Source organism: Candidatus Ancaeobacter aquaticus, assembly GCA_030765405.1.
Classification (GTDB): domain Bacteria; phylum Auribacterota; class Ancaeobacteria; order Ancaeobacterales; family Ancaeobacteraceae; genus Ancaeobacter; species Ancaeobacter aquaticus.
Map to the genome: position 1 here is coordinate 1 of JAVCCP010000014.1, position 5,498 is coordinate 5,498.

The following is a 5,498-nucleotide window of genomic DNA, read 5'->3' on the forward strand; positions in this document are numbered from 1 at the left end:
ACAACCGACTAGAGTTGTGCACAATAAAACAATTAGATACAACTTCTTTGATACAAATACCCTTAACATATTATTCTCTCCTAAAATCGTGAGGTATGATAAGCAAAATCACGCACCTTACCATTTTCATCATACTTAATAATAATGGTTAATGTTCTTTGAGTGGTTGATACTGCTCCAGATCTACCAATGGTTAAAAATTTTATTCCTGCAGCACTATCTGAATATACAACATCTGTGGCAACCTTATCGTATAACCATACTTCTCTTCTCTCCTCATCAGTTGAAACAACATTTGGGGATCCTAATACCTGCGCTACATCCGCAGAACTCATTCCTATTGCAATTTTTCTTTGAACAGTCCCAACAGTGACTCTGTCACCTGAATCATCCTGAACCTGGTTGCTTTGATAACTAGCTGATGCGCAACCCGATACAAGGAATACACACACTAGCAAGCAATGTATTAGCTTTATTTTACTTTTTCTTTCAGAACTCATTTATCCTCCTTCTGAATGTTAAAGGGGTCACACCTATTCATTAACCTTAAACAAATGGTTGCAACGACCATTTGTTGTAACCACTCTTGTCATAGCCATATTTAATAAATAGGGACAGTCCCTATTTATTATGACATCCCCACCACCACCTCGGTCGGTGGGATTTTCCAACGACGCGGTGAATGTTTCCAATCTAAAAATCAGTGTGTGCTTTCTAAGATCGCCTTTGTTTTCTTACCCACCCGATAATCAACCCAAAAAGCCCTATACCAAACAGCGCGTATGTTGACGGTTCGGGGACACCGACAATGATATTGTCAATGCTTACAGTATTCCCGCCTGCTGGGAATGGACTATTCATAAATTCAATCTGCCCTAGAGTTGAGACAGTAAAATCGTAACCTTCAAATTTGACACCGTTATAAAGAGCATATGTTGTCCCTGGTTTCGAAACTTGCACTGAATATGTCCCGTTAAACCCAAGTGAAACATTTGTAATCATTATAGTATAAGTCACATCATCTACAACCGGTGCTCCGCCAAGCAAATCCTGTCCCACTGCAACATCTTCAAATGCAATCAGTGAATGAGTAGCACCATCATTATAAAACGCGATACTAGGCCCCATATCACCTACAATCTCAGCAAAAGTTACGATACCGTTTCGACCGATGTCTCCATTCCAGGCATTAACATTTAACTGAAATGTGATATCTTCACCAGTGTAGCCTGAAAAAGTTCTATGGGCAGAGGAAGTAGGCACTGCAATCTGTCCCATTTTTGAACCGGCAACAGTTTGGCATATAAAGTTATTCGGTAGGGCATCAGTCCAAGCAATATCCCAGCCACTACCCCCAGTTGCGCCGTTCAAATCCTCGGGAGGACTATCTGTATAGCTTTGAAAATCCTCGGTGACATAAATAGCATAACTCGTAGATATACTCGTAAAGAAAATAGCTATTACTAAAACAAATATCTTCTTCATGTAGCCCCCTAAATCTCCCCCACCACACCACCGCAGTCGGAGTAGTGTTACTCCGCGTAGGTGGCACAAAGTGACTCCTACGCGGTGGAACATGGTTAGCACTCCCACCGCTGCGGTGAGAACACTCTCTATAATACCTCTTATTTACTTCTATGCACCTAATTTCTTCTTTCGCTTTACCTCAACGCTTTATTTAAACTCCAGTCATACGGAAAATACTTAATCTAAACAAATGGTTGCAGCAACCGTTTGCGTATAGATGTTAAAGTGTAAAGGGGTCACACCTATTTAATTCCTATTCATTCGCCTGCTTTCTTTGCCCTCCACGTATCCTAACATTAAAATCTACCTTGAATTTCTCTTTAATTTCATCTAAAAAATTAGTGCTCCCAATGGCTTTTTGTTGCTGGACAATAGTTCTTATATAATCGAGCTTGTTCTTGTCGTCGGCATCCTTTTCGTGTCTATGAATAGGTGTGACCCCTTTATTTTAAAATTCACAATTCAACGGCGTGTTGCCCGTTTTCATTCCTCATCGAAACTTCTCATCATATAATCAAGAACATCCGTATTTACCGCCATCCGGCCCTTACGGGACGTTAACAACGGCTCATATCTCCTGTTGAGTTTAATCGCCTTTGAGAACATTGAAATTGATTCTGTCTCATTCCCAAGTTTCCAGTAAATCAGGCCTCTCATAAAACACAAAGAAGCAGAATTGGGGGTGATTCTGTACTGTTTGTTTATCTCTGCCAACGCTTTTTTGATATTGCCTTTCCGGTAATAAGCCATTCCAAGGCAATAATTGGCGTTCTCTACGCCCCACCCTTTATTCATAGCCTTATTGGCATATGTTATTGCCATATTAAAACGTCCCTCATCTAGGTACATCCATCCCAGACTCACAAGCGTACTAGCGCTCCATTTGTCTTCGGGCTTCGCATACTTCGTTTGTATATATCTTCGCCATGACTTTTTTAGTGCCTGTATCGTTCTATAGTCAGAATGAAACGCTAAAATCAATCTACGTTCGGCATTTTTTACATTTTGATTTGAAGTTGTAATATAATTCCTTAATTTAACCGGTCCGTGCGGAACCCTGGCAAGAAAAGCAACCAGGCAATACGACTGCGCGTAAAATAAGATCTTTTTTTGCGGATACCCGCTAAAACCTATTAATTGCCGGACAGGATAAGCAAGGCCTTTTACCATTGCCGCATATGTCAGTTCCTTGTATTTATTCTTTTTTTGGTTCGACGCTGATATAAATTCCGCCATCCCCTCATTGACCCACAAAGGGACCCTGCTTTCAGTTTCTTTCATACTCCAGTATTCCTCATTCGCCAGATCGGAGATCAATAAATGAACGATTTCATGTGAAATCACACTCTTAGTCAGATCTTTACCCGCAAATGATACTATCAACCTTGCCTTTTTACCTTTAAACAACAGTTGAGTTGCAGCAGCCAGACTTCCTTCTTGTAAAAATTCTTTCTCGTAATCCATCTTGCTTGGATATATCTTGATAATTGCCGGTGTTCCCCAGTGACGCGTACAATTAAAAAATCTATAAACCTTCTTTCTTTCTCCCTCCGCGATCTTATTAATATTTTTTGCAAGTCCGCGTGTGGGAGCATAAACAGTAAACTGATGGCGGGTATCCGTATATGAATATAGGCCTTTGTTTGAAAAAAGTTTTGAATATCTCTGCTTTCTTTTAAAAGGCCTGCCAAGCGTCGTTGCCGATATATCCGAAACAAGAAAGAAGAATACCGTCAATAACATTGCGGAAAGGATAAAAAAGCGACTTTTAACACATCCACTGAGCATAAGCATCTCTACCGATTCTTTTTCATATATTTCTTCTCAGGAAAATAAAAATCATCAATATTATTTCCCCTGGGCATAACTACAGCGCTTATCCCGCCTTTATTATTCCCAAGAACCGCCAGATAATATTTAAAAATAACGGAATTTGGATATACAAACTGTATTGTATGTGTCCTCTTGCCTTTAAACGAACTTCCTCCCGAAGAGTTCTTGCTTCCTGAAACCGTCAGGACAAGATATTTAGTAAGTTTTATTACCTGCTTTTTATTCCTATCGTACAAATAACAAGATAGATATGGCAAATTAACCATGCCGCGTTTATTTATTCTGAATTTCACATTTATGGCCCTTACCATCCTGGTCCCCGCCCCTTTATCAAACACGAAGTCTTTAACAACTTCTCTTCTAACGGATTGAATATCAATTATTCTTTCTGTCTTATCCACTTTACAAATCTTCTTTCCGGGTTTCCTGCCGACCTTCCGCCTTATATCATCAAGTGTCCCGGAAAAAGATTGCTGGGCAACAGCAACCACCAAAAACAGAGCTATACATGCAATAACAAACTTTCTCATATAAATCTCCTGGATTTTATTTAACTAGGTACAAACTCCATTATATCACACTGGACTATTCAACCACTTATGTTTCACGACCGCATCTGGGGCAAGATATTTTAGATTTTTTAAAATCAGTAGAAAAAAGGGGTCACACCTATTCATTATATTCTTGCTGCTTTCAATCCAGAAATCGCCATGCGATTTCTGGGATCGCATTCATTATCTTAGTCCCCCCTAGATTTTCTCGGTCTTCGCCTTCAAAATTGTAAAGAAGGGGGATACTTTCCTCTACTAGGACCAAATCCTTGGAAACTTTACATAGTTTCCTAAGGGCGGTTTACAAAAAGCGCGGGTCTTTTAGCCCGTGCTTTTTGAGCCTTAGTAGTACAGAACACTTAATTATCTCTCGTTTTTGGCCCAGGTTTCTTACGCCAAACAGAATACGCAATTTACCAAATACTAAATAATTATACCATCCCCGTCGTTAACAAGTCTAACATTATCAAATAGGTCGGTATACTTATCAGGTGAGAAAGTATGGATTGGGACAAGCATCTTCGGATTAATGGCTTTTGCAAAAGACTGCAGATCTTCCACCGAGGCATGTCCGCTTGTGTGAACATCTTCGATCTCTATTTTCTCCTTGTCGCAATATCCCTTGAACTTTTCAGTCAGATACCCTTTCCACATCGAGTAGATCAATTTTGCACCGTTTGTATCGTCAAGGCTCTTAACAATGCTCGGAAATAAAGAATTATCCCTGGCGAGCATGAGATATTTAGATCTACTCACGTTCATCTCCAACAAATCGATCTTTTTCGTGTTGTAAAAATAAAGGAGTTCTTGTGACACCTTTTCGGCAAGTATGTCAGCTTGGTGTTTGTGAAATTTTACCTTGATATTGCGCCAGTTAAAAGCAGGAATATGTTTAGATACTTTTCGTACCCTATCAAGAACATACGCAGTGTAAATATCGATCACAAGGACAGCATCGACACGCAAACATGCCTTGTATGCAGACACAAGTCTATCGATATTCTGCGATGAACAGCACAGAAAAGTCACCTTACCGGCCTCTTTTAGAATCTTCTGGATCCTCGCCGTGACCGCATTTTCATCTCGGCACTCTGTCTCTTTTCTTCCAATAACAGACCCTTCCATGAGGAGGCAATCCACTCCCCGCAGCGGAGTATCTATCATCCGTTCAAATAATGCGCTTTTACGTCCATGCCCCCTGAAATCCCCTGAGTAGAATACTTTCTTTCCATCGGCTTCTATCAATAAGGCAAGCGCGTCAAAAGCGGAATGATCAACGGGATAAGGAATGATATTTATATCCCCTATGCAAAGTTTCTGTTTAGGCTTTATAACCTGCGCATTGATCTGTCCAACTTTAAACGGTGTAAACAGACCAGACAATTCAATGAGTTCTTTCGACCCCCTGCTCATATATACTGGGATATCGCTATTGATATAACTCAAAAAACCGTAATGGTCAGCATGAGCATGAGATATAATAAGGGCGTCTATCTTCCGTTCCTGATCATTGTATAGACCCTCAACATCAGGAAGGATTTTCTCCTCTATAAGCTCATTAACGGATTTACCGGTAAGTTTCTTGGC

The 5,498-nt window shown here is 40.2% G+C and carries 5 protein-coding genes; all 5 read right to left on the bottom strand.

Translation table 11 applies throughout. The annotated features are described in order from the left end of the window. Positions 1 to 80: 80 nt before the first annotated feature. Positions 81 to 500, bottom strand: a complete 420-nt coding sequence (locus P9M13_01635) for a hypothetical protein (GenBank protein ID MDP8261989.1) — start codon at positions 498 to 500, stop codon at positions 81 to 83. A gap of 214 nt (positions 501 to 714) precedes the next feature. Beyond that, a complete protein-coding gene (locus P9M13_01640) occupies positions 715 to 1,485 on the bottom strand; it encodes a PEP-CTERM sorting domain-containing protein (GenBank protein MDP8261990.1) in 771 nt (256 codons plus the stop codon). Positions 1,486 to 2,010: 525 nt separating this feature from the next. After that, positions 2,011 to 3,315, bottom strand: coding sequence for a hypothetical protein (locus tag P9M13_01645; GenBank protein ID MDP8261991.1), 1,305 nt, complete (start codon positions 3,313 to 3,315; stop codon positions 2,011 to 2,013). 8 nt (positions 3,316 to 3,323) lie between these two features. Next, positions 3,324 to 3,890: a hypothetical protein gene (locus tag P9M13_01650; GenBank protein MDP8261992.1), complete on the bottom strand. Its 567-nt coding sequence runs from the start codon at positions 3,888 to 3,890 to the stop codon at positions 3,324 to 3,326. 444 nt (positions 3,891 to 4,334) lie between these two features. After that, the coding region (locus tag P9M13_01655; GenBank protein MDP8261993.1) for an MBL fold metallo-hydrolase at positions 4,335 to 5,498 on the bottom strand (1,164 nt) is incomplete at its 5' end.